Here is a 24789-nt window from a genome sequence, read left to right on the forward strand (position 1 = left end):
AAGCCCCGCCCCTTAACGCCCCGGTTACTTCTTGGGGAAGGTGAAATTATCCATGTAGTAGCGGTAGGGCTGCACGGGATAGTCCTCTACGGGAACACGAACCTTGGAGAATACGGGTTCCCCGTCCTTGCCGAGGTGGGCGTACAGCCAGGCAAGCCATTCTCCGTTGTTGCGCTCGGGATAGTCTTCGCGGTAGTGACCGGCACGGGATTCCGTGCGCAGCAGGGATGCGCGGACAAACAGTTCGGAGCGCATGAGCATGGTGGTGGCTTCATAGTATTTGCAGAGATCCCGGGGATCCTTGGCCATCATGCGTCCGGCGAGGTCCTTGGCGTATTCCACACGCTTGAGGGCGTTTTTGAGGCTGGAGTCGCTTTTGATGAGGCAGACATCGGCGGGATATACGATTTCCTGGGATTCGCGGATGATGTCCTTGGTGTCGATGCCCTTGCGTCCGATGGGGGCCATGGCGGCCTTGAGAGCTTCGTCGGCCTGCGTCATGTTCAGCGCGGAAGGCTTCTTGTCCAGTGCCTTGCGGGCCGCGTTGGCGCCGGCAATGTAACCGGTGACGGCAGTGGTGCAGAGCGCCCAGCCGCCCATGTACACACCGGGGTCGAAGCCTTTGCAGCGGCAGGCCGCAAACATGCCGGGAATGGTGGTCTCATAGTTGAGATCGGTGACGGGGCCGCCGCTGTGCCACATGATCTGCGGCATCCAGCGCGTCTTGCCGTCGAAGAACTTCATGCCGTAATCTTGCACAAGACGGTCGTAGTTTATCTTTGCCCATCCGCGAACCGGCTCCATCAGCTTGGCGTTTTCCTTGGTCATGGGCGTGGTGTCGAAGAAGATGGGAGTCCTGCCCGCTCTGGCTTCAAAGGCCATGCCGCGTGAGTTGTAGGTCGTGTCGGTGTTGGGGCCCAGCTTCTCGGAGTAGTACTTCTTCATGAAGTCTTCTCCGTCCTTGTTCACCAGGCGGGCGCCCAGCGGCAGCAGGCCGGTCTGTCCTTCCCAGGAAAAGACGACGGGCTGTATCCAGATGTTCATGAATTCGTTGTGCGACAGTTCCGCACCCGCCTTGTACGCCAGCCATCCGCCTTCGCCGGTGGAATTGGACATGGTGATGTATGAGGGGCGCCATCCGCCGCCGCCCGTGGCGAGCACCACGGAGGGCGCTTCAAACACGAATGTTTCGCCACTCTGGGTGTGGAAACCGGCGGCACCGGCCACTTCGCCGGAGTCGTCTTTGAAAATGTCGGTGACGGCCACGCGACAGATGCGACGTACGCCGAGGCGATTGGCCTCGCGCACAAGCGCGTCGCGCATGCTGGGACCACCCGTGCCGTAGGGACGGATGAGCAGCATTTTCATGTGCTTGAGGTTGCGCTGGGGGATGGCGAGCAGCTTGCCGTTTTCATCTCGGGCGAACTTGACGCCCAGACGTTCGTAGTGCTGGAATCTCTCGTAGGACTGTTCGAGAATGTGTTTGACCAGCGGCTGATCGCAAAGACCGTCGTAGTAATAGACGACATCGTCCAGAGCCGCTTCAACGGTGGTGTCCTGCACGCACTGGAAGTCGCCGCCGGAAGCCGTGCCGAGTCCGCCCCAGTCCGCGGGGCCCTTGTCGACGATAACTACGTTTTCCACATGCTCACGGGCGCTGATGGCCGCCCAGAGACCGGAAAAGCCTCCGCCGATGATGAGAACGTCTGCCTTGATATGATGATCTATGTTCGTCTTTTTCATCTTTATACTCCTTCGCGTTCAAATTCGATGGTACGGGGCAGCCGTTCCTTGAAGGGGTCGATGAGAATGGCACCGACAGGACAGGCAATTTCGCAGAAGTAGCAGGTCATGCAGTCGTTTTTATAGGCGGCTTCGGCCTTGGCGCCGCAGGTGACGCAGCGATTGGCTTCGAGAATCATGGTCTCATAGTTGAAAATACCGTCTTCGGGGGCTTCGTTGCGGGGGGTAGCCGGCAGGTTGCCGATAGGCAGTTCCTGAGAGTACTGGAACATTTTTTCCGTCGGCATGACGGCCACGGGTCGCTTTCCGGTCGGGCGGGATTCGAGCATGTCCCAGCCGTCCACAAAGCGGTTGGCGGAGAAGGCGGCTTCGCGCGCGTCGGCGATTTCATGAGCGGGATCATGGGAGGCTCCGCGCACGGGGCCGGCGGCGAATACGCCGTTGGTTCTGGAGATGAGCGTGGCGGGATCAACATCGATTTTTCCGTCGATGATGTCTGCAACGGAAGCAAACTGCTCGGCGGTGTTCCTGCCGGTGGCGATGATCACGGCCTTTGTGTGATTCTTGAGCAGGCCGCGTACGGTCACGGCTTCGTTGTCGCCTACGGGCGTGCCGGTCTTGAAGGTGATGCCGCAGCGTTCAAACCAGGCGATCTGGGAGTCGATAAGCTCGGCATTGAGGCTATTGCGGAACTGTCCGCCCGGCTTTTCATCCTTTTCATAGACGACGACGGAGTATCCGCGCCGACGCATGAAGTAGGCGGCGGCAATACCGGCTGCCCCGGAACCGATGACGGCGATGGTGCCTGCACGGCTGATGTCGGGCAGTACGGGATCATGGTCGAGAATCCAGCGGCCGAGATAATCTTCGATGGCCGGAATATTGACGGGGGCGTCGATTTTTTTCCGTGTGCAGGTTTTTTCGCAGAAGTGCGGACACACGCGGCAGGTGAACAGGGGGAAGGGATTATACTGCAGCAGTTCATCGGCCGCGTCGGCATGGCGCCCCTGCTGAAGCAGATGCATGTAGCTGCGCACATCGACCCCGGCAGGGCAGGCTGCACTGCAGGGGGAGATTTTTTCCTGATGGGTATTCAGGCGATACACATCAAAGGAGCAGGTTTTAAAACAGGAACCGCATCCGATGCATTTTTCCTGATCGATGGAGCGTAACATAAGACCTCCTTATAAAGGTGAAGGCAGCCCATAGCGGCTGATGCATTGGGGTTGTGAATAAAGTAACCCAAAGAAAAAAATACCTGGGTAGTCTCAGCTAATTTTTTGCTTTATTTTTTCTTTGCTGGTGAAGTTTTTCATTCCGGCGACGTGTTTTGAGAGAATAGTTTTTATAATTATTTGTTTCTATTATAAAAATATAAAAATGGAGCAATGAATCCGCATCAAAAGAGTGGCGAAAACAGAGAGAGGGCTGGTTTGAATTGATAAAATTTTCTTTTTTGATGGATGGCTGAAGTGCCTCGGGAAGAGCTCTCAATATTTTGATGACAAAAAAGATGAGTCAGGAGAAAAATTGTCGGTTGTTTTTGGGAAAAGTCGTTCGGTTTTTAGAGTCTTGTGAATATTGTTATTAGCATTGACCGAAAAAAGCCCGGTCGGGATGTCAGACCGGGCTTTTTCAGTGATGGTTCCAGAGAATGCGTAAAGGCGCTACAGCACGGCGCCGCCGAGGTCCCGGCTCAGGCTGCGGGGAGCCCGCAGGGAATGGGTCAGGGCCTGCGAGGCTTCGCCGGAGAAGATTTCCTCCCTGGAGGCCATGAGGGCGAGAGGCAGCACTTCGTCGGCGTCGCGCACGAAATGGATGTCGAGCGCCTTGAGGATTTCTTCGGGCACTTCCTTGAGATCCTTTTCGTTGTCCGCGGGCACGAGCACGGTTTTCATACCGGAGCGGCTGGCGGCGAGCAGCTTCTCGCGCAGGCCGCCGATGGCGAGCACGCGGCCGCGCAGTGTGATTTCGCCGGTCATGCACACGTCGTCGCGCACGGGAATGCCGAGCAGCGCGGAGGCGATGGCCGTGGCCAGCGTGATGCCCGCCGAGGGGCCGTCCTTGGGCACCGCGCCTTCGGGCACGTGAACGTGAATGTCCACATCCTTGTAGAAGTCGGGCCGCAGGCCGAGCTGGCTGGAGCGCGACCGGATGTAGGAGAAGGCCGCCTGGGCCGATTCCTTCATCACGTCGCCGAGCTTGCCCGTGACCTGAATCTTGCCGTTGCCGGGCATGATGACGGTTTCGATGTACAGAATGTCGCCGCCTGCGCCGGTGTAGGCGAGTCCGGCCACCACGCCGGGCTGCGGATGATTTTCCTTCTCGTCGTAGCGGTACTTCTTCACGCCGAGGAAGTCCTCAAGATCCTTGCTCTCGATGTTCACGCACAGGGAGGTGTCTCCGGCGTCCACAAGGCGGATGGCCGTCTTGCGGCAGAGCGCGGCCACCTGACGTTCCAGATTGCGCACGCCGGATTCGCGCGTGTAGGAGCGGATGATCTCAAGCAGCGCCTCGTCGGAGAGATTCATGTTCTCCGGCTTGAGGCCGTGCAGCTTCCACTGCCTGGGCAGCAGGAACTCCCGAGCGATGTGCATTTTTTCGCCCTCAAGGTAGCTGGAGAGTTCCAGCACTTCCATGCGGTCGAGAAGCGGCGCGGGGATGCTCTGCATGGAGTTCGCCGTGGTGATGAAGAACACCTGCGAGAGGTCGTAGTCCATGTCGAGATAGTGATCGTTGAACGCGCAGTTCTGTTCGGGGTCCAGCACTTCGAGGAGCGCGGAAGCCGGATCGCCGCGGAAGTCCACGGTCATCTTGTCGATTTCGTCGAGGCAGAAGAGCGGATTGTTGGACTTGGCCCTTTTCAGCGCCATGATGATCTTGCCGGGCAGCGCGCCGATGTAGGTGCGGCGATGACCGCGGATTTCGGCCTCGTCGCGCACGCCGCCCAGGGAGATGCGCACGAACTCGCGGCCCGTGGCCTCGGCAATGGACTTGGCAAGCGAGGTCTTGCCCACGCCGGGAGGCCCCACGAGGCAGAGAATGGGGCCCTTGAGACCGCCGGAGAGCTTCTGCACGGCGAGGTATTCCAGAATGCGGGTCTTGGCCTTTTCCAGACCGTAGTGACCGCCGTCGAGCACGGCGCGGGCCTTGTCGAGATCGATGTCTATCTTCTTGAGCTCGTTCCAGGGCAGGTCGATGATCCAGTCCACGTAGTTTCTGGCCACCACGTATTCCGAAGAGGCGGGCGGCATCTGACGGAGCTTGCGCACTTCGCGCAGGGCGCGTTCCCTCGCGTCTTCGGGCATGTTCTTGACCTTGAGCTTTTCCTCAAGTTCGAGAATTTCGGCCTGAATGTCGTCGTGACCGAGCTCCTTGTTGATGGCCTTGAGCTGCTCGGTGAGATAGTATTCCTTCTGATTCTGCTCCATCTGAGCCTTGACGCGGCTCTTGATGGTCTTGTCTATGCTGGAGGAAATGAGTTCTCCGCCGAGATATTCATAGACCTGACGCAGGCGCTGCCCCTGATCCAGCATTTCCAGAATGGCCTGCTTGTGCAGGTAGTCCACCTTGAGGCAGGGAGCCACGGCGTCGGCCAGCGTGCCCGGATCTTCGATGAGCGCAAAGGCCGCGAGCTGCTCGGGCGTGATGCGGCGGTTCTGACGGCAGGCTTCCGAAAGGGATTCCTGCAGGGCCTCCACCACGGCGGGCAGTTCTTCGTCCTTCGCGAGGGTTTCTTCCACGCGCACGGTGCGCAGGCGCGGGAACGCCCGGTCGCCGAAGGCTGAGCTCGCGTTCAGCGGCAGCCACGAAGCGCGGTACAGTCCTTCGCACACGAGCTTGATGGTGTTGTCCTGAAGCCGGTCGGCGCGCAGCACGCGGCTGACCACGCCCATTTGAAACAGGTCTTCAGGGCCGGGCCGCTCGATGGAGGAACTGGTCTGCGCGACCAGAAATATCTGTTTGTCGTATTCGGTGACGGCGCTGTTGATGGCGCTTACCGACGCCGAACGCCCGACATGGAACGTCATGACGGCGTGAGGGAACATCACCACTTCACGCAAAGTGATGATGGGCAATTCCAGCGGAGTCTGTTCAGCCATAGGAACCTCGATATTCCCGTGACGGAATTGCGTTCCCGCCCGGAAGTTCGGACAGGAACGCAAAACCTGGGACCGGGAGCGATCCCCGGGAAAGTGTTTTTATTCCGTGACGCGTCGGCGGCAGGGCCGGCGCGCTTCGGTTGAAATGCCCCGCAGCGACCGTTACCGGTCTTCGGCGGAGCGCTTCAGCACGGGTTTGTCCGTCCCCTCGATGACGCCGCGGGTGATGACGCATTCGGTGACGTCCTTGAGGGTGGGGAGTTCGTACATGATGTCGAGCATCACGTTTTCCAGCACGTTGCGAAGGCCGCGGGCGCCGGTCTTGTTCTGGAGCGCCTTTTCGGCCACGGCGCGCAGGGCCTCGTCTTCAAAGCGCAGCTTCACGCCGTCGAGCTCGAAGAGCTTCTGGTACTGCTTGACCAGCGCGTTCTTCGGTTCGGTCATGATGCGGAGAAGATCGTTCACGTCGAGCTCTTCCACGTGGGTGATGACCGGGATTCGGCCGATGAATTCGGGAATGAGCCCGAACTGCACGAGATCGGAGGGCAGCACTCTGTCGAGCAGCTCGCCAATGCGGTGTTCGGTCTTCTTTTCGATGTGCGCCCCGAAGCCCATGCTGGTGCCGCGCGAACGCGATTCCACCAGCTTTTCCAGTCCGATGAACGCGCCGCCCATGATGAACAGGATGTTCGACGTATCCATGCGGATGAACTCCTGCTGCGGGTGCTTGCGCCCGCCCTTGGGCGGAATGTTGGCCACGGTGCCTTCGATGATTTTCAAAAGAGCCTGCTGCACGCCTTCGCCCGAAACGTCGCGGGTGATGGACGGGCCGTCGGCCTTGCGGGAAATCTTGTCGATTTCGTCGATATAGATAATGCCCTTGCAGGCGGCGTCAAGGTCGTAGTCGGCGTTCTGCAGAAGCTGAACGAGGATGTTTTCCACATCTTCGCCCACGTAGCCGGCTTCGGTGAGAGTAGTGGCGTCGGCAATGGCGAAGGGAACCTTGAGGATGCGCGCGAGGGTGCGGGCGAGCAGGGTTTTGCCGCTGCCCGAGGGGCCGAGCAGCAGAATGTTGCTTTTTTCGAGTTCCACGCCTTCGATGGCGCCGGTGTGGAACACGCGCTTGTAGTGGTTGTGGACGGCCACGGAAAGGATTTTCTTCGCGCGTTCCTGACCGATGACGTAATCGTCGAGACGGGCCTTTATCTGCTGCGGGGTGAGCAGTTCGCCGGGCGCGGGAGCGGAAGCGCCTTCGGCGGCGTCCTGTTCGGCCATGATCTGCGCGCAGGCGGCCACGCACGAATCACAGATGCACACGTCGCCCTGCACCACGAAGTGGCGCGCCTGAGTGTTGCTCTTGCCGCAGAAGGAGCAGTGCAGTTCCTTTTCTTCGTCGCTCATGACTGTTTTCCTGCAAGGGCCGCCACGTCGTGACGGGAGCTGAGGATGCGGTCGATAAGACCGAACTTGAGGGCCTCTTCGGCGGACATGAAGTTGTCGCGCTCGGTGGCGGCGGCCACGCGGGAGAGGCTGTTGCCGGTGTTCTCGGCCAGGATGCGGTTCAGATTCTTCTTGAGACGGAGGCCTTCTCGCACATGGATGTCCATGTCGGTGATCTGGCCCTGCACGCCGGCGGAAGGCTGATGGATCATGATGCGGCTGTTGGGCAGGCTGTAGCGCATGCCCCTGGCGCCGCCGGCCAGCAGGAACGCGCCCATGCTGGCGGCCTGGCCGATGCACATGGTGGCCACGGGCGGAGCGATGAACTGCATGGTGTCGTAGATGGCCATGCCCGCCGTGACCGACCCTCCGGGGCTGTTGATGTACAGGCTGATTTCCTTTTCGGGATCCTGCGATTCCAGAAAGAGAAGCTGGGCGCAGATGAGAGACGCCGTGGCATCGTTGACCTCGTCGCACAAAAGCACGATGCGGTCCTTGAGCAGACGGGAGTAGATGTCGTAGGAACGTTCTCCGCGTCCGGTGGATTCGATAACAAAGGGTATAGTCACGTCTGGACTCCTTAAGAAAGGAATTCCCCAGCCTGGGGGGCCGGGGAATCGTTCCGTGTTCCTGATTCGTTATTCGGCCTTGGCTTCGGCGGGCGACACCTTCTGGGCCTTGTCGAACATGAGGTTCATGGCCTTGGTGTTCACCATGCGGTCCTGAATTTCATTGACGGCGCCGTTCTGATACAGGGCTTCACGCAGCTTGTGGAAGTCCTGATTGTACTGGCGGGCCATCTGCATGATCTGCATGTCCACTTCCTGGGCGGACACTTCAATCTTTTCGCGGCGGGCGAGAGCGGTGAGGAACACCTGCACGCGGGCGCGTTCTTTGGCCTGCTTGCGGCTGTCTTCGCCCATGTTCTTGATGCTTTCGTCGATGGCGGCGTTGTCGAGTCCCTGCTGGCTGAGGTACTCGCGCACTTCGTTTTCATACTCTTCCTGCTGAGCCTTCACCACGGCTTCGGGCAGGGCGAAGGTCTGGCCTTCGAGCACGCTGCTCATGAGCTTGCGTTCGGCTTCGGCGCGGGAGGAGGTGAGCTTGTTGTGATTGGCCTGGTCGGCAATCATCTTCTTCAGGGAGTCGAGATCCGGGAAGCCGATCTTCTTGGCGTAGTCCTCGTCGAGTTCGGGGAGGATTTCACGGCTGATCTTGTTGAGCTTCACGCGTAGGTTCACGGTCTTGCCGCGCAGGGTTTCGTCGATGTGGTCTTCGGGGCAGACCATGGAGCCGGTGCCTTCCTCGCCCGCGTGCAGACCGCGGATGATCTTGTCGAGCTCGGAGAGTTCCTTGCCGTCCTGGGGTTCGGAGAGCTGAATGCTGTAGTTCTCCACCTTCATGCCGGGCACGGCCTTGCCGTCCACGTCGCCGTCCACGTCGATGGTGACGATGTCGCCGTTTTCGGGCAGGCGGGCTTCCTTCACTTCCTCAAGGGTGGCGGTGCTCTTCAGCAGGCGCTTGGTGAAGGCGGCCACTTCCTCTTCGGTGGCTTCGGAGGAGTCCATTTCCACGGTGAGGGCGGAAAGGTCTTCGGGCAGCTTGACGTCGTCGGGCAGGGTTTCAAAGGTGAAGGAGAAGGAGAGATCCTGACCGCGGGTGATCTGGCCGCCTTCGTAGTCGAGGCGGGACATGGGCTTGAGGTCTTCTTCCTTCAGAATGTCGGCCACGCGGCGTTCCACCAGGGTTTCGGTGGCACGGGAAATCACTTCTCCGGCAAAGCGCTTTTCAATGACGGAAGCGGGAGCCTTGCCCTTGCGGAATCCGGGCAGCGTGACGGAAGCGCCCACTTCGCGGGCGGCGGCGGAAAGCGCGGCGTTGACTTCCTCGGCGGGGACGGTCACGCTGATCTTGCGGGAGACGGGGGAAACGACTTCGATGCTGTGAGCCATATCGGTAAAACTCCTTATGAATGATCCGCCGAAACTTGCATGCCGGCGGAGGAAATGGCGCAAAAGGCTGGTGCGAGAGGAGAGGCTTGAACTCTCAAGGATTGCTCCGCTGGATCCTAAATCCAGTGCGTATGCCAGTTTCGCCACTCTCGCACGAAAGAGCCATATACTGCAAGGCGATGAATTTAACACAGCTTTGCGCCGTAGGCAAGAGGAAGAGCGCCCGTCCGGGCCCTGCGGCGCGGCGTTTTTGCGCGTCGGAGAGGCGATGGGGGGAGCCCTTCGGCTCCGTCTTGCGGAGGCTCTTTTCTGAGCAGCGGGAGGAGGTTTCAGCGGGCTCGAAGCGCGGGAGAAGTCGCTGTCGTCCTGCGCCGGAGAGAGACCGGCGTCAGGGACGCCTCTTTCGCGGCGTGCGGAAGCGCCGCGCCGGGCGAAGTTGCGCGGCGCGGCGGAACGGAGCGAAAGGCCGAAAGGCGGGATGTAAGGAGAAGCGGAAAGAATCCTGCGCCTTCGGGAGCGCTCCGGCCTGCCGCGCCGGGACGCCTGTGAAAGAAAGGCCCCGCGCAGGGCAGGGCCTTTGTCCTCATGCGGCGTAAAGCTTGTCCTGCAGCCACTTCTTCATGGGAGGAGAGGGCATGAACACGCCCTTCAGCGTGCCGAATTCCTGACGGAAGTTGTTTTCGAGCTCCTTGGGAAGAGGGTACACCCAGAGGTCTTCCGTGGCTTCGGAGTTGCGCATGACAAGGCGCAGCGTCGGATGATCGGTCCAGTTGTCGAGCACGAAGTAGTGGGCGAAGTCGTCCTTGGAACGCACCGGAGGATGCTCGGCTCTCCAGTCGTTGTTTCCCCATTCGAGGTAGAGGGTGACGGCGTCGGCGGGGTCAAGATTCCATTCTATGGGGAGGCTGCTGAAGGCCTTGAGCTGATCGGGGGTATTGTACTGCATGGTCAACTCCTTACGGGGAGAAAACTCGGATCGGCGGCGGAATCGCCCATCCGAAGCATTGTTGTTGAAAGCAATATGAACACGATCTCAATCCTTGTCAAGAATAATTCCTAATAAGAAAAGAAATTATTTTTAACATTCATTTCAATTTATAAAAATAACCATCAGATTCAAAGTATTGAATGAAAATTGAGGGAGAAGTGTCGTGCGGACTTAGCGAGAACTTTGCGCCGCAGTGACGGGAACTCTCCTGCGCTTTTTGCAAGGGGCCGGCTGCGACGCAAAAAAAAACGCCTTCCCCGGAAGAGGAAGGCGCTTATGCGTTCAGGCCGAAGCCGAAGGCTTAGATTCTGCCGTAGGAGGCGAGCGTTTCGCGCAGAAGCGCGACGGTCTTTTCGCTGGCGCTGCACAGCGGCAGGCGCACGTCGGGCTGCATGCGGCCCATGAGGGCGAGCGCCGTCTTGCAGGGAATGGGATTGCTTTCGGCAAACATGGCGCGGTTCATGGGTTCGAGCTTGTAGTGCAGGCGGCGGGCTTCTTCGTAGTCGCCGCGTTCGCAGGCCGCAGTGAGGGCGGACATCATGTCGGGCAGCACGTTGGCCGTCACGGAAATGACGCCCTTGCCGCCCACGGCGTAGGTGGGCAGCACGGTGAAGTCGTCGCCGGAGAGCAGGATGTAGTCGGCCGGGCACTGTTCGAGGATGTTGGATATCTGCACCAGGTTGGCGGTGGCTTCCTTGCAGCCGATGACGTGCTCAAGTTCGCGGGCCATGCGGGCCTGGGTGGCGGGCAGCACGTTGGAGCCGGTGCGGCCGGGCACGTTGTACACGAACATGGGCAGGGCGACTTCGTCGTTGATGGCCTTGAAGTGCTGGAAGATGCCCTCCTGCGTGGGCTTGTTGTAGTAGGGGGAGATGAGCAGGGCGGCGTCGGCGCCGGCCTTTTTGGCGAAGCGGGTGAGGCTGATGGCTTCTACCGTATTATTGGAGCCTGCGCCGGCGATGACCGGCACGCGGCCCTTTACCTGATCCACGCAGATGCGGATGGCGGATTCATGTTCGGCATGGGTCATGGTGGCGGATTCGCCGGTGGTGCCGCAGGGCACCACGCCGTTCACGCCCTGTTCAATCTGCCATTCAATGTGGGCGCGGTAGGCCTCTTCGTCGATGGTGCCATTCTTGAACGGGGTAAGCAGAGCAGTTATCGTACCGTGAAACATGTTTTTCTCCGAGCGGGATAAATTTGGATGAAGAAAGATTTCCAGACGACTGGGCCCCGGACGGTCAGAATTTCAACAGGCTGAACATGCTGGGATCAAGGACGCCCGTGAAGACGCGGGCCACGGCGCCGGACAGAAAGATCGAATCTCCCGCAAGTTCAATGCCCAAGAGCTCCTTACCTGAAGTAGTGACATTGACGCAGGCGTCCGTCAACCCAAGTGCATGAGCGATACAAGTGGAGGCCGCCGCGCCGGTGCCGCAGGCCAGAGTTTCGCCTTCCACGCCGCGTTCGTAGGTGCGCACGTGAATGGCGTCCCTGCCGGTGACGGTGATGAAGTTCACATTGGTGCCCTTGGGCGCGAAGTGTTCATGATAGCGGAAGATGCGGCCGAGGCGGTCCACATCGATCTTGTCGCAGTCTTCGCACACGATGACGGCGTGCGGCACACCGGTGTTCACGAAATTGACGTCCCAGGTCTTGCCGTCGGCTTCGAGGGGAGTGTGCAGCACCATGCCTTCGGGATGGGTGAGTTCCACGCGGGCGCGGCGGTTTTCCACGTCAACCTCGGCGTGGATGAGGCCGGCGTCGGTGCCGAAGCACTGCTTGCGGCCCGCAAGACCGAGATCCACGGCCAGCCACGAGGCGCAGCGCGAGGCGTTGCCGCACATTTCGGCGCGGGAGCCGTCGGCGTTGTAGAAGTGCCAGATGAAGTCGCCTTCGCGGTCTGCGGGGGTATTGTCGAGGAAGAGCAGGCCGTCTGCGCCTATGCCCGTCTTGCGGTTGCACAGAATGACGGCCCACGAGGCCATCTGCGGCACGCTCACGCCCGCTTCTCTGTTGTCGATGAAAATGAAGTCGTTGCCGCAGCCGTGCATTTTATGGAAGCGTATGTCTTTCATGGCAGTTGTCCGGAAAGGGCCGCGCGTGCGGTCCGGAGAGTTTTTTACTGAAGCCGGTTCCACACGAATCGGATATAGGGTTGCATGACGGTGAGCGCCTTTTCCGCCGTGAGCGGAAGCGTGGCTCCGGCGGCGTTGCGGTGACCGCCGCCGCCGAACTGGGCAGCCACGTCCCGCACGTTGTCCTTGCCCGAGGAGCGGAGGCTGGCCTTTGACTCCACCTTGCCGTTCTTTTCCTCTTCGCGCAGCATGAGGGCCACGCGCACGCCGGAGAGGCGGCGCAGCTGCTCCACAATGCCTTCCGAGTCTTCGCGGCTGGCGTTGCATTCGCGCAGATCCTCAAGCGTGATGAGCGCCGCGGCAAGACGACCGTCTTCGAGAATGCGCGCGTTCTGCATGGCGCGCCCCCACAGGCGCAGGCGGGCTTCGGTCCAGTTGTTTTCCATGCACTCGCGCAGATGCGAGAGCTTGAGGCCCTGTTCCGCCATTTCGGCCACAAGGCGCAGGGCTCCGGGCGTGGTGTTGCCGTAGCTGAAGTTGCCGGTGTCGGCGGAAATGGCCACGTACAGCGCTTCGGCGATGGCGCCGTTCAGCGTCACGCGCAGCGCCTTGGCGATGTAGGCCACCATTTCGCCCGTGGCGGCCATGCCGGGATCCACCCAGTTGGCTTCGGTGCCGAAGCGCGGATTGGCCAGGTGATGGTCGATGTTCACGGTGGGCACGCGGTCGAGCAGGGGCTGGATGGTCTCGCCGAGTCTGGCCCTGTCGCCGCAGTCGAGGCAGACCACGAGGTCGGGCTCGCAGGGCAGCTTGTCCAGGCTGGAGAGCACCGGGCCGGGCAGGGTGAGGAACTTCAGGCAGGGAGCCATGCCGTCTTCGTTGAACACGAGAGCTTCCAGACCGATGGCGCGCAGCGCCCAGGCCATGGCAAGGCTTGAGCCCATGGCGTCGGGGTCGGGATGCGCATGCGCGGCGATGAGCACGCGCTTGTGCTTCCGGAGAGCGGAAAGCACTTCTTCGGGAACGGGAGTGGTTTCAGTCGTCATAGAAAAACTCAAGGTCGCTGTAGACCATTTCTTCTTCGCACACGGCTTCCATCATGAGCAGGCACTTGTCCATGCGCGACTGCATGTGCCTTTCGCTGTTGCTTACCGATACGACCTGAAGCCGGAGCCTGACCAGCGATTCTTCGGTTCCGGCTTCGGCGACGGCCACGTTGAAGGTGTTGCGCACCTTCTGCTTGAGGCTGTTCGCCACACGGCGCTTGCCCTTGAGGGAGTCGTTGCCGTGCAGAGCGTATTCCACGGTGAGAACGCCTATGACCATGCCGTGCGCCTTGTCAGGAGCGATAGTCGGAGTTGAGGGAAACGTAGCCGTGGGAAAGGTCGGAGGCGAGCAGACGGGCTTCGCCCTTACCGTCGCCGAGCACGATGTCGAGCGGCAGATCAACCTTCTTGAGCGGTTCTTCGAGCAGTGCGTCGAAGTCCAGATCGGTGGGGCGTCCGTTGCGGAAGAGCTCCACGCCGCACAGCGTGACGCGCAGCGCCATGGGATCGAAATCCACGCCTGCGCGGCCGGCTGCGGCCACGATGCGGCCCCAGTTGGGATCGCGTCCGAACATGGCCGTCTTCACGAGCTGGGAATGACCCACGGTGCGGGCCACCTTTTCGGCGTCCGCGTCGCAGGCGGCGCCGGTCACATGAATGTGCATGACCTTGGTGGCTCCTTCGCCGTCCTTCACGAGCATGTAGGCAAGTTCGCCGAGCACTTCGGTGAGGGCGCTTTCCAGAAGCGGCAGTTCTTCTTCGGTCACGGTCACGCCGGAAGCGCCGTTGGCCAGGCCGTAGAGAGAATCGTTGGTGGAGGTGTCGCCGTCGACGCTCACGCGGTTGAAGGTGGCGTCCGCGGCGCGGCGGAACATGGCGCGCCAGACGGCGGGATCCACGGAAGCGTCGCACATCACGAGGGAGAGCATGGTGGCCATGTTCGGGCAGATCATGCCCGCGCCCTTGGCCACGCCGGCGAGACGCACCGTGCCGCCGGAAAGGGAAAGCTCGCGTCCGGACATCTTGGGATAGGCGTCGGTGGTCATCATGGCGCGGGCGAGGCCCTCGATGTCCACCTTGCCGAGCGAGGCCACGAGGGCGGGAACGGCGGCGGCCCATTTGTCCATGAGCATCTGTGCGCCGATCACGCCGGTGGAGGCGGGAAGCAGCTCGTCGGCGGAAACGTTTTCGCCCGCTTCGCGCAGGGCGGCGCTCACCATGGCGAGGGTGCGCAGGCAGTTTTCCCGCCCCTGTTCGCCGGTGCAGGCGTTGGCCTGGCCGGAGTTGAAGAGCACGCCGCGCACGCCCTTTTCATCGGAATGCTTGATGTTTTCCTGAGAAACGAGCACGGGGGCGGCCCGGAAAAGATTGGTGGTGAACACGCCTGCGGCGGTGGCGGGCACGTCGCTGAAGGCGAGGGAAAGATCATTGCGGTCGAGATGCTTGCCCCGGAAATCGGCGTTGGCCGCGGCGAGGCGGAAGCCCTGAGGTATCTGGATCATGGAAAGTTCTCCGTTCCTTTGGAAAATGCCTTTCCAATCTGCCACACTTGCCCGGCAGGCGCAAGCAGCGCAAGGCCCGGAAGGGAGATTACCAGTGGAAAAGACAGTGAAAATCAGGGGGGGTAAAAAGGAGAAAGAGCCTTCTTGCGCGAGCTTTCCCGCCGTGCTAATCTCCGCTCGTTCTTTGCGAACGCCCCCAGACCTTCAACCCGGCCTTGCGCCCTTGTGACACCCATGTCTGAAAACTCTGGAAAGAAAGGCAGTTCCATGTTTCGCGACTACGGCGAAGCGCTGCTGACGGCAGTGGTGCTGGCTCTTGTCATCCGAACCTTTTTTCTTCAGGCGTACACCATTCCTTCCGGTTCCATGCTGCAGACCGTGCAGATCGGCGACTACGTTCTGGTCAACAAGTTCGTGTACGGCGTGAAGATTCCCTTTACCGACAAATACCTGTTCCGCGGCGAGGATCCGCAGATAGGCGACATCATCGTGTTCAAGTATCCCCGCGATCCCAGCACCGACTACATCAAGCGCGTGGTGGGACTTCCCGGCGACGTCATTGAAATGCGCAACAAACAGTTCTACCGCAACGGCGAGCCCGTGAAGGAAGACTACATTCAGCAGCTCTACCCCAACGTGATCGGCAGACTCGACAACATCGGTCCCGTGACCGTGCCCCCGGATTCCTACTTCGTCATGGGCGACAACCGCGACAATTCCGAGGATTCCCGCGCCTGGGGCTGCGTGCCGCGCTCCTACATTCACGGCAAGGCCTGGCGCATTTACTGGTCGTGGGACGGCGACACCCATACGCCGCGCCTTGGCCGTCTCGGCCATCTTGTCGAATAGCGGTCCGAACCATTTCTCCTTCGGGGCGACTCTCCCGGAACGCGCCGCTTCGGGAGAGCCGTTGTTTTTTCTGAACAGGGCCCTGCGCCCCTGAACGCTCCGGCGCGTCGGCCGCGCAGGCTGCCGCGTGCCCGTTGCCGGTCGTACAATGTCAACCTTCGGAAGGATGCTTTCGTGCAGCGAATTCCCGAACCTCTGAAAAATCTCGTGGACCAGCTCGCCCGCCTGCCCGGGCTCGGGCCCAAGTCTGCCATGCGCGCCGCCATGACTCTGCTCAAGTGGCCCGAAGCCGAAGTGCGCCGACTGGGCAAAAGCGTGTACGAGCTGCGCGACACGCTTCATCTGTGCAGCCGCTGCGGCGGCCTTTCCGATTCCGATCCGTGCCCCATCTGCGCCGATCCCGAGCGCGACGAAACCCAGCTCTGCCTTGTGGCCGAGTGGGACAGCATGCTCACCATGGAAGAGGGCAATTTCTACAAGGGCTATTACATGATTCTCGGCGGCCTTCTTGCGCCGCTCGATCACAGCCCCGCGGAGACACTGGAAATGGATCGTCTGCGCGCCCGCCTTGCCGAAGGCCGGGTGAAGGAGCTCATCCTCGCCCTCGGAGCCACGGCCGAAGCCGAAGCCACGGCCACCTTCGTGAAGGAACAGGTGAGCGCGCGCTTTCCCGAAGTGCGCGTCACGCGGCTTGCCCAGGGCATTCCGCTGGGCGCCGAAGTCAAATACATGGACAGGGAAACGCTGCGCCAGTCGCTGCGCTACCGTCAGGCTCTGTAGCGGCCGCACGCCGCGCGTTTGCCGGGCGCTTCCCGGCCTCACCCGAATGTCAACGTCATGGAGATAGCATGGCCTTTTATTTTGCTCCCCGCGAGGCGAGAACCACGCTGACCTGCCCCGACTGCGGAAAGCCGCTGGACATCCGCCGCACCTGTCATGAGGCGTACATGCAGTGTTCCGCCTGCCGACGCACCTTTCCGCTCAAGCAGTTCATCAGTCAGATGGACGAAGTGATGGAAGAATTCCTCGAACGGCTGTACGCCGACCGCGTGTAGCCTCTCTGCGGGAGACGCCCCTCCGGCGGCCTTCCGCCCAAGGAGCAACTATGAGCTCTCGCCGTTCTTCATTTGCGGCCTTCCAGCCGCTTGTGGACATCGCGCTGTTCGTTTTTGTCAACACGGCGCTGTTCTTTGCCGCCCGACTGGCGCTTCTCTACTTTCTTCTGCCCGACATCACCGAACGCGGGCACATTCTCCACGCCCTTTACATAGGCCTCAAGTTCGACGCGCGCATGGCGGTGTTCATGGCGCTGCCTCTGGCCTTCTGTCTGCTCTGGCCGCGCCTTGAACGCGCCGTCTCGCGCGAGGGCGCGTCGTTTGCGCGGAAGGCGCTCTGCCTCGTCACCGGCCTGATGGCCGCCGGAGCCATGCTCGTCTATGTGTTCGACTTCGGCTTCTTCTTCTATCTGCATCAGCACATCGACATGGGCGCGAAGGTCTTTCTGGAAGACCCCTCGGAATCCGTGCGCATGGTGTGGCAGAGCTATCCCGTGCCGCTCATCGTTGCGGCCTTCGCCGTGGCGGAAGCGCTTTACGTGTGGCTGTTTGCGCGTTTTCTGCGCTCCCACGCGGCGTTCCCCATCCGTCCGAAAATGGGCGGGGAAGGCTGCACCCGCAAGTGGCGCGCCTTCATCACCACGGCCTCGCTGGTCATGCTCTTCATCGTGGGCTACGGACAGATCAGCTCCAACTTCTTCCCCCTGCGCTGGAGCAACGCCTATTTCAGTTCGGACAAGAACATCGCCATTCTGGCCGTGAACCCCATCCAGAACCTTTACGACACCCGCAACTACGGCAAGGCGCTTCCGCCGAACATCGAGGCCACCCGCGAGGCCTGGCCCCGCATGGCCGCGTACCTGCGCGTTCCCGAAGGCGCGGAGCCGCTCACCTACGTGCGGCATTTCCCCGGCAGGGCCATGGAAAAGCGCCCGAACATCGTGATTCTCATCATGGAATCCCTGTGCTGGGAGCGCACGTCCCTCGCGCCTTCCATGCCCGCTTCCCTCGGCCCGGATATTGATCCCACGCCGTTTCTCAGGGAACTGGCCCCGAAGAGCCTCTATTACCCCAATTTCTATTCGCCCACCCGCACCACGGCCCGCGCCGTGTTCACCACCATCAGCGGCGTGCCGGACGTGAACCATTCCGGCGGCACCACGTCGCGCAATCCCAAGCTGGTGGATCAGTCTTCGGTGTTCAATGAATTCGCGGGCTACGAGAAGTATTACATGATAGGCGGAAACGCCAACTGGGCCAACATCCGCGGCATGCTTCAGCACAACGTGGAAGACCTGCACCTTCTGGAGGAATCGGCCTGGGAAGCCCCCAACACCGACGTGTGGGGCGTGTCCGACATCGCCATGTTCCGCGAAGCCGTGGACGTGCTCTCCGGCAGCGACAAGCCCTTCATTTCCGTGATTCAGTCGGCCTCGTTTCACCGGCCCTACACCATTCCCGACGACAACGAAGGCTACGTGTCTCCGCCCGATCCCTCGCCCGAGGCTCTGGCCTGGTACGGCTACGAAAGCGCCGAGGAATTCCGTTCCCTGCATCTTTCCGATCACGCCCTGCGCCGCTTCTTCGACAAGGCCTCGAAGCAGCCGTGGTTCAACGACACCGTGTTCGTCATCATGGGCGATCACGGCCTGAACAACAATTCCACCAACATCACTCCCGCCGTGCGCGCGTGCAACCTTCAGGCGTGGCACATTCCGCTGCTCATCTACGCGCCGGGCGGTCAGGTGAAGCCGGGCGTGAATCCGGCTCCGCACATTCAGCCGGACGTTCTGCCTTCCATGGCGGCGCTGGCTGGTCTGGACTTCTACACCAACACGCTGGGCCGCAATCTTTTCGACCCCGCCAACGACGCCGACGCCGTGGCCTTCATCAGCGACACCGACAGCGTTCACTACCTGCTGGAAGACGGCTACGTGTACGCCGTACGTCCGAAGGGCGACGCCCTGTACCGTCTGGACGAGCGCACGCCCGACAACAACGCCCGCGATCTGCGGGCCGAGGAGCCGGAAAGGGCGGCCTCCATGCGGCAGAAGCTCATGGATTTCTACTACACGTCGCAGTACCTCCTGCACAACAACGGCAAGGATCGCATTGCGGCCGCGCGCGCCGCGGCAAAGGACGCGGGAAAATAAGCCATGAAGACCGTGACCATTCACACCGACGGCTCCTGCCTCGGCAATCCCGGCCCGGGCGGCTGGGCCGCCGTGCTGACGTGCGAGGGCTCGAAGGGCCCGGCCAGACGCGAAATGAGCGGCGGCTTTGCCCGCACCACGAACAACCGCATGGAGATCCTGGCCGTGCTGGAGGCGCTCGGCGCGCTTCGCGAGCCCTGCGTGGTCGAGCTCTACACCGATTCGCAGTACGTGGCCAAGGCCATCAAGGACCGCTGGCTGGCGGGCTGGCTGCGCAACAACTGGCTGACTTCGGCCAAGAAGCCGGTGAAGAACCAGGATTTGTGGAAGCGCATGCCCGAGCTCCTTTCCCGGCACGAGGTGCGTTTTCACTGGCTCAAGGGCCATGCTGGACACGCGGAAAACGAGCGCTGCGACGAACTGGCCCGGACGGAGGCTTCCCGGAAGGATCTGCCCGAGGACGTGGGCTTTTCCGACTAGCGTTTGACCTGCGGAAGCGGTGAGCGCCGCTTTCGTTGCGGGCGACCGCCTTTGATGACGGTCATGCGACCCACAGATGCGCGGGGAGCACGTCGGAAGGCACTGGCGCCGCACTCTGGAACGTCGTTTATGCATGCTTGTCGCGGCGGACGCAGAAAAAACGTTCGCCGCGGCTTTTTTGCGCCCGCCGCCTTCGGAGCGGAAGCGGCCGCGGGCTGTTTCGCCAGGGTTTCTGCGCGTGCTTTCCTCCAAAAGAAATGTGGAAAAAAAGAGGGTTGCGCTCTCGTCTTGTCCTGCCGGGCATCCTGTGTTAGACTTGTGCCGTTATGACCCGACGTGAATGGAAAATACGCGCGACGGCCCGCCTTGCCGGCACGGAAGCTCCGGCAACGGTAGCCGCTCTTCTGCTTTGTCATGTGCTCGGCATAGACAAGGTGGCGCTTGTGGCCCATTCCGAAGAAGAGGTGCCGGCCGACGCGGAGCGTCAGCTTGAAGCGCTTCTGGCGCGTCGTCTGGCCGGAGAGCCTGCGGCTTATCTGATCGGCCGTCGCGAATTTTACGGTCGCGATTTCTTTGTGGACTTAGGCACCCTCATTCCCCGCCCCGAAACGGAGCATCTTGTGGAAGCTGCGCTGGAGTTTTTCGGCGATCGGCAGGACGTGCGCTTTCTTGACCTCGGCACGGGCAGCGGCTGCATCGCCGTGACGCTGGCGGCGGAGAGGCCGACATGGCGCGGCGCGGCCGTGGATATTTCGTCCGCCGCGCTGAAGACGGCCCGAAGAAACGCCGAAGCAAACGGCGCAGCCGACGCCGTCAGCTTCATTGAGGCCGATTTCACCAGGCCTCTGCCTTTTGCCTGCGGCAGTTTTGATCTTGTCGTCAGCAATCCCCCCTACATCAGTGAAGAAGAATACGCCGGACTCGATCCCGGCGTCAGGAATTTTGAGCCGCGCTCCGCGCTGGTGCCCGGGCCTTCGGGGCTGGAACATCCCCGCGCGGTGGAAGCGGCGGCCCGCGCCCTGCTGAAGGAAGGCGGCCTGCTGCTCATGGAGCATGGATGCCTTCAGGGCGATGCGTGCCGGGCGTTGTGTCCGGACGCGTACTGGAAGGATATGCGCACGGGACGCGACCTCGCCGGAAAGGACAGATTCCTTTTCGCGGTGAGGCGTTCGTACGCGTAAACCCCCGGTTGCCCGGGGAAAGCCGCGGCGGAATGTTCCGCCGGGCGTTCAGGAGATCGTCATGCCCCAGACCACTCTTGGCGGCACTGTCACCTGCAGGGGGATTTCCCTGCATTCCGGCCATGAAGTCAGCGTGGAGTTCCGTCCTGCTGCGGAAAATTCGGGTATTGTTTTTCATATTCATTCCGACGACGGCGTGCATCTGCTTTCTCCCCGTCCGGAAGCCGTGAGCACCACGGAACTGGCCACCACCATCAGCGACGGCAAGGTCAGCGTGTCCACCATCGAGCACGTGCTCGCCGCCCTGAACGGTCTTGCCGTGGACAACGTGGAAGTTCACGTCTTCGGCGGCGAAGCCCCCATTCTCGACGGTTCGGCGATGGTGGTGGTGGATTCTCTGCTCAGCGTCGGCCTTCGTTCTCAGAACGCGCCCCGTCGCGTGGCGCGCGTGACGCGCGAGTTTTCGCTGGAAAAGGACGGAAAGTCCATTGTTGTGCGCCCCTTCGACGGCTTTTACGTGGACTACACCATCCGTTTCCCGCATCCGGTCATCGGGGAGGAACACTTTGCGCTGAACGTCACGCCGGAATCCTTTGAAAAGGAAGTGGCGTCCGCCCGCACCTTCGGCTTCCTCAAGGAAGTGGAATACCTGCACAGCCGCGGTCTTGCGCGCGGCGGCTCGCTGCAGAACGTGGTCGTGGTGGGCGATGAAGGCGTCATCAACAAGGAAGGGCTGCGTTTCCCCGACGAATTCGTGCGTCACAAGATGCTGGATTTCATCGGCGACATGGCCATGCTCGGTACGCCGCTGCAGGGAGCCTTTACGGTGTCCTGCTCCGGGCACGGGCACAACAACGCCTTTCTGCGGGAGCTCGTGCGCGGCGAGGGCCTGCTGGAATACGTGAATCTTTAGCCTGACGCCGGAAGACGCGTCGCGCGTTTTCCGGCGGCCTGAACAGGCGCGGGCTGCCGGAAGATTCGTCGGACGCCGCGTCGGAGAATCGGCGTTTTCTCCGCCGGACGAGTAAAAAGAAGGGGGAGCGATGAGAGTCGCTCCCCCTTTTGCGCACTTGCGGGATGTCTGAGAAAAAGCGTCCGAAACGGAAGGTGCGGCGCAGCGCCTTCAGAATCCGCAGCGTTGCGGCCCGTTCGGCCGGCTCGGTTTTGTCGGGTGGCGCGTCGGCGGTCGGCCCAAAAAACGCCTCGCGGGACGCGGAGCTCCCACGCTATGCCCCCGCCGACAGGGGAAATGCGGAGCGTCCTGCCCGCGCGCCGAATCCTAAGCCCGGCCCTTGAGTTCCGCGTTCAGCAGATACAGACTCCGGGCGTCGTCGCCGAAAAGGTCGAACTTGGCGATGAGATCGCCGGTCTGTTTTTCTTCCTCGCCCTGTTCGGCAATGAACCATTCCAGAAACTGACAGGTGCGGAAATCGTCGGCGTCGCGCGCTTCGCGGTAAAGATCGTGAATGAGCGACGTGATGTACTGCTCGTGCCTGAGCGTGGCTTCCAGAGGCTCGCGGTTGTTCTGAAAGTCCGTGACCGGCCCGGCGATGGCGGCAAATTCCACGTCCACCCTGTTGTCCTGAAGATAGTTCAGAATTTTGATGGCATGCCCCTGTTCTTCCTGCGACTGCCGGGCGAACCAGTGACTGAAGCCGTCCAGACTCCGGCCCTGATAGAATCCGGCAATGGCCAGATAAAAATAGGCGGAGTAGAGTTCCTTGTTGATCTGATCCTTCAGCAGCGCTTCCACCTGTGCGTCCATGACGGTTCTCCTTGGTTGAAAGGCGGCGCGGACCTGCACCGTCTTATGACAAAGCGTAGTGTCTTTTCAGGGAGTTGTCATGACTGAGAGCAAAAAACTCATGTCGCGGCGTCGTAGCGTGCAGGTGGAGTGAGGCGCGCCGAGGGCGGATTATGCGTTCGGCCGCAGAGGTCCGTAATACCACGAGGCCGTGGCTCCGCCGTCCGCCAGAAAATCCGCGCCCGTGATGAAGGAACCCCGGTCGCTCAAAAGCAGTTCCGCCAGATTGGCTATTTCATCCGGCGTGCCGGGGCGTCCGGCCGGACAGCGGGCAAACATGTCCTTGTAGAAGGCTCCGCGCGGCCCGTTGAATTCGTCTATGGCAAGCGGCGTGACTATGATGCCGGGAGAGATGGAGTTGATGCGTGCTCCGCGTCTGCCCCAGGCGACGGCTTCCGCCATGACCCGCTTCACATTGCAGCGCTTGGCGAGCTGATAGGCGTGCAGAGTGTCGCGGATGTTTTCGGGACGCAGCACGTCAAGTTCGAGCAGTTTGTCCGCAGGCGTGAGGGCCAGCGCTTCATCGACGTCTGCGCCGAGCGCGGGCAGCCGATGCCCGGACTGGCTGGATATGGTGACGCCTGCGCCGCCAGGAGCAATGATTTTGCCCGTCTCTTCGAGCAGCATGGCCGTGCCGTACAGATCCACGGCGAGGATGGTTTCCACGGAAGCCTGACTCGGCGACACGCCGGCCGCGTTCACAAGCATGGTCACCGGGCCGAGTCGCTGCGCCTTGTCGAGCAGCGCGAGCACGGAGTCGCGGGAGGAGAGATCCGCCTCTTCCGCCGTGGCGTTGAAGCCTGCGTTCCGCATGACGCAGGCGGCCTCTTCGGCGTACTCCCGTTTTTTGTCGGCAATGATGATGCTTTTGCCGCTGCCTGTGCGTCTGGCTATGGCCAGACCTATCTGACCTGCTCCGAAGAGTATCATGACGTTGTTCATGGAAAACTCCTTGTGATATTGAGTGTTCCTACGGTATAGGCGCGCGGAGGCGAGAGGTATAGATTCGATATTGCCGTATTCTTGCCGGATTCTCTCTTTGCCGCGCTTCCGCATGCAGAAGCCCCTTGCGTTGTCGCCCTTTGACGCGTCGGCCGATAAGGCATACACCTGAACTTTATTTTCCTCGGAACGGGGTTCGCTGAACGTTTTCGCGTTGCGGATTCCGGCGAACTTCCGTCGCGAGACGGAAAGACGCGGCCGAACAACGCCTCAATCAAGGGCAGGTGCGATATATGGCGCTTTTTACAGGACTTCCCGCATCCAAAAAACACGTGCTTCTTTTCATGGCCATGCTCAACTTCGGCTCCACCGTGGCCATGCAGGGCTGGACCATGCTGTACAACAACTTCGTGGTCAACTACGCCGGTCTCACGCCCGCGCAGAGCGGTCTTGTGCAGGGTTTGCGGGAACTGCCCGGCCTTCTGGGCGTCACGCTCATCTTTTTTCTGTTCTTCATCAAGGAACACCGTCTGGCGGCCCTTTCCGTCATGGCTGCGGGCCTCGGCACCATGCTCACCGGATTTTTCCCGTCCTTCGTGCCCATCATCTTCACCAGCATGCTCATGTCCTTCGGCTTCCACTACTTTGAAGCCCTGAACAATTCCCTGGCCATTCAGCACTTCGATCTTAAGCAGACGCCCATCGTCATGGGACGGCTGCGCGGCCTGGTGGCGGGCGGCAGTCTCATGATTTCCGTGTTCGTGTTTCTCTTTTCCGAAAAGCTGAGCTTTGTCTGGCTGTTCTTTGTGCCCGGAGCCGTGGGCCTCGTGCTCGGATTTTTCGGCCTCGTGCATCCGCTCACGGGCAGCCGTCCGCCGAAGCAGCGCAAGAGAATGCTGCCCCAGAAGCGCTACTGGCTCTTCTACGTGCTCAACCTGCTCATGGGCGGCCGTCGCATCGTGTTTTCCGTGTTCGCCGTGTTCCTCATGGTGGAGCAGTTCGGCTTTTCCGTGCGCAGCGTGTCGCTCATGTTCATGTTCAACTACGCCGTGAACTGGATGTTCAATCCCATGGTGGGCAAGATCATCAACCGCCTCGGCGAGCGGCGGCTCATGACCATTGAGTACATTTCGGCCTTCGTCATTTTCCTCGGCTACGCCTACACGAAGAACGAATACCTCATCGTGCTGCTGTACGTGTTCGACAGCCTCACCTTCAACTTTTCCATTGCGGTGCGCACCTTCTTCCAGAAGATCGCCTTCCCCGAAGATGCAGCGCCCAACATGGCCATAGCCCAGACCATCAACCACATTCCCGCCGTGACCATTCCCGCCCTGGGCGGATGGATGTGGACGAGCTGGGGATACCAGTCGGTGTTTCTCTTCGGCGCCGTACTTACGGTGATGTCCCTGCTGCTCGCGCAGCTTGTGGACAGGGAAATCCGCATGAAAAACACCCAGAGCAGAGGATAGC

The 24789-nt window shown here is 61.0% G+C and carries 22 protein-coding genes and 1 tRNA gene; 8 read left to right on the top strand and 15 right to left on the bottom strand.

Features of this window, described 5'->3' with window-relative positions; translation table 11 throughout:
- Window positions 1–24 precede the first annotated feature (24 nt).
- The 13 genes from ABGT79_RS08440 to argJ form a co-directional block, all read right to left on the bottom strand.
- A complete protein-coding gene (locus tag ABGT79_RS08440) occupies window positions 25–1743 on the bottom strand; it encodes an FAD-binding protein (protein ID WP_346665809.1) in 1719 nt (572 codons plus the stop codon).
- A gap of 2 nt (window positions 1744–1745) precedes the next feature.
- A complete protein-coding gene (locus tag ABGT79_RS08445; RefSeq protein WP_346665810.1) occupies window positions 1746–2918 on the bottom strand; it encodes an FAD-dependent oxidoreductase in 1173 nt (390 codons plus the stop codon).
- Between the two features lie 492 nt (window positions 2919–3410).
- On the bottom strand, window positions 3411–5846 hold the full coding sequence (gene lon / locus ABGT79_RS08450) for an endopeptidase La (protein ID WP_346665811.1): 2436 nt from the start codon (window positions 5844–5846) through the stop codon (window positions 3411–3413).
- Window positions 5847–6008: 162 nt separating this feature from the next.
- Complete coding sequence (gene clpX / locus ABGT79_RS08455) at window positions 6009–7247, bottom strand: ATP-dependent Clp protease ATP-binding subunit ClpX (RefSeq protein ID WP_294484930.1); 1239 nt, start codon at window positions 7245–7247, stop codon at window positions 6009–6011.
- Window positions 7244–7855 carry an ATP-dependent Clp endopeptidase proteolytic subunit ClpP gene (gene clpP / locus ABGT79_RS08460; protein WP_346665812.1) on the bottom strand — a complete coding sequence of 204 codons (612 nt, stop codon included), beginning with the start codon at window positions 7853–7855 and terminating at the stop codon, window positions 7244–7246. The genes clpX and clpP overlap by 4 nt, the downstream gene beginning before the upstream one ends.
- 69 nt (window positions 7856–7924) lie before the next feature.
- Window positions 7925–9238: a trigger factor gene (gene tig / locus ABGT79_RS08465; protein ID WP_346665813.1), complete on the bottom strand. Its 1314-nt coding sequence runs from the start codon at window positions 9236–9238 to the stop codon at window positions 7925–7927.
- A gap of 68 nt (window positions 9239–9306) precedes the next feature.
- Window positions 9307–9391 (bottom strand) — tRNA-Leu (locus tag ABGT79_RS08470).
- Window positions 9392–9821: 430 nt separating this feature from the next.
- Complete coding sequence (locus tag ABGT79_RS08475) at window positions 9822–10184, bottom strand: DVU0772 family protein (protein ID WP_346665814.1); 363 nt, start codon at window positions 10182–10184, stop codon at window positions 9822–9824.
- A 343-nt stretch (window positions 10185–10527) separates the two neighbouring features.
- Window positions 10528–11403: a 4-hydroxy-tetrahydrodipicolinate synthase gene (gene dapA / locus ABGT79_RS08480; protein ID WP_346665815.1), complete on the bottom strand. Its 876-nt coding sequence runs from the start codon at window positions 11401–11403 to the stop codon at window positions 10528–10530.
- 64 nt (window positions 11404–11467) lie between these two features.
- A complete protein-coding gene (dapF, locus tag ABGT79_RS08485) occupies window positions 11468–12304 on the bottom strand; it encodes a diaminopimelate epimerase (protein WP_346665816.1) in 837 nt (278 codons plus the stop codon).
- 44 nt (window positions 12305–12348) lie between these two features.
- Window positions 12349–13350, bottom strand: coding sequence for a bifunctional oligoribonuclease/PAP phosphatase NrnA (locus ABGT79_RS08490; RefSeq protein ID WP_346665817.1), 1002 nt, complete (start codon window positions 13348–13350; stop codon window positions 12349–12351).
- Window positions 13340–13630 (bottom strand): DUF503 domain-containing protein, encoded by a 291-nt coding sequence (locus ABGT79_RS08495; protein WP_346665818.1) that lies wholly within the window; start codon window positions 13628–13630, stop codon window positions 13340–13342. Before ABGT79_RS08495 ends, ABGT79_RS08490 begins: the two co-directional genes overlap by 11 nt.
- A gap of 13 nt (window positions 13631–13643) precedes the next feature.
- Window positions 13644–14852 carry a bifunctional glutamate N-acetyltransferase/amino-acid acetyltransferase ArgJ gene (gene argJ / locus ABGT79_RS08500; protein WP_346665819.1) on the bottom strand — a complete coding sequence of 403 codons (1209 nt, stop codon included), beginning with the start codon at window positions 14850–14852 and terminating at the stop codon, window positions 13644–13646.
- A gap of 234 nt (window positions 14853–15086) precedes the next feature.
- Here argJ and lepB point away from each other — a divergent pair, with 234 nt between their 5' ends.
- The 7 genes from lepB to lpxC all read left to right on the top strand — a co-directional run bounded on the left by lepB (window position 15087) and on the right by lpxC (window position 21483).
- Entirely contained in the window at window positions 15087–15701 is a 615-nt protein-coding gene (gene lepB / locus ABGT79_RS08505) for a signal peptidase I (RefSeq protein WP_346665820.1), read from the top strand.
- Between the two features lie 174 nt (window positions 15702–15875).
- Window positions 15876–16481: a recombination mediator RecR gene (recR, locus tag ABGT79_RS08510; RefSeq protein WP_346665821.1), complete on the top strand. Its 606-nt coding sequence runs from the start codon at window positions 15876–15878 to the stop codon at window positions 16479–16481.
- Window positions 16482–16549: 68 nt separating this feature from the next.
- On the top strand, window positions 16550–16756 hold the full coding sequence (locus ABGT79_RS08515) for a dual CXXC motif small (seleno)protein (protein ID WP_346665822.1): 207 nt from the start codon (window positions 16550–16552) through the stop codon (window positions 16754–16756).
- A gap of 50 nt (window positions 16757–16806) precedes the next feature.
- The gene (locus ABGT79_RS08520) at window positions 16807–18909 is read left to right on the top strand and encodes a sulfatase-like hydrolase/transferase (RefSeq protein WP_346665823.1); all 2103 of its coding nucleotides are present in this window, start codon (window positions 16807–16809) and stop codon (window positions 18907–18909) included.
- Between the two features lie 3 nt (window positions 18910–18912).
- A complete protein-coding gene (rnhA, locus tag ABGT79_RS08525; protein ID WP_346665824.1) occupies window positions 18913–19389 on the top strand; it encodes a ribonuclease HI in 477 nt (158 codons plus the stop codon).
- Window positions 19390–19715: 326 nt separating this feature from the next.
- Window positions 19716–20570 (top strand): peptide chain release factor N(5)-glutamine methyltransferase, encoded by an 855-nt coding sequence (prmC, locus tag ABGT79_RS08530; protein WP_346665825.1) that lies wholly within the window; start codon window positions 19716–19718, stop codon window positions 20568–20570.
- A 61-nt stretch (window positions 20571–20631) separates the two neighbouring features.
- Window positions 20632–21483: a UDP-3-O-acyl-N-acetylglucosamine deacetylase gene (lpxC, locus tag ABGT79_RS08535; protein WP_346665826.1), complete on the top strand. Its 852-nt coding sequence runs from the start codon at window positions 20632–20634 to the stop codon at window positions 21481–21483.
- Between the two features lie 366 nt (window positions 21484–21849).
- Here the strand turns inward: lpxC and ABGT79_RS08540 are convergent, their stop codons facing one another.
- Window positions 21850–22335 (bottom strand): ferritin, encoded by a 486-nt coding sequence (locus tag ABGT79_RS08540; RefSeq protein ID WP_294484888.1) that lies wholly within the window; start codon window positions 22333–22335, stop codon window positions 21850–21852.
- 150 nt (window positions 22336–22485) lie between these two features.
- Window positions 22486–23316 (bottom strand): SDR family oxidoreductase, encoded by an 831-nt coding sequence (locus tag ABGT79_RS08545; protein WP_346665827.1) that lies wholly within the window; start codon window positions 23314–23316, stop codon window positions 22486–22488.
- A gap of 332 nt (window positions 23317–23648) precedes the next feature.
- On the opposite strand from ABGT79_RS08545, the gene ABGT79_RS08550 reads away from it, so the two are divergent.
- Window positions 23649–24788: an MFS transporter gene (locus tag ABGT79_RS08550; protein ID WP_346665828.1), complete on the top strand. Its 1140-nt coding sequence runs from the start codon at window positions 23649–23651 to the stop codon at window positions 24786–24788.
- Window position 24789 lies beyond the last annotated feature (1 nt).

Origin of the sequence: uncultured Mailhella sp. (assembly GCF_963931295.1) — a bacterium.
Classification (GTDB): domain Bacteria; phylum Desulfobacterota; class Desulfovibrionia; order Desulfovibrionales; family Desulfovibrionaceae; genus Mailhella.